Here is a 268-nt window from a genome sequence, read left to right as displayed (position 1 = left end):
TCGACGGCGAGGAGGGGTTCGCCCTGGCAGACCGCGACTGCATCGAGGCCGGCATGGAAGACGACGACGGGGGCGGCGGCGACGTGGAGACGCCCGAGACGACCAGCTGGTCGAAGTGGGACAAGCTCGCCGGGCTGGCGACCGTCGGCGCGTTCGTCGGCTACGCGGTCCCGCCGGTCCGCGACGCGATCGCCGGCGCCATCGACGTGGTCCTCGGCCCGCTCCTGAACATCGTCCCGTTCTACGTCGTCATCATGGTCATCGCGCT

General features: G+C 70.9%; 1 pseudogene. It reads left to right on the top strand.

The features are described 5' to 3' along the window. A pseudogene (locus EXE42_RS17795) lies at nucleotides 1-268 on the top strand (HTR-like protein); the annotation flags it as partial.

Origin of the sequence: Halorubrum sp. SP3 (genome assembly GCF_005435195.1) — an archaeon.
GTDB lineage: Archaea > Halobacteriota > Halobacteria > Halobacteriales > Haloferacaceae > Halorubrum > Halorubrum sodomense.
Note: the sequence above shows the minus strand (reverse complement) of the source record. Positions and strands in the feature narration are given on the sequence as shown.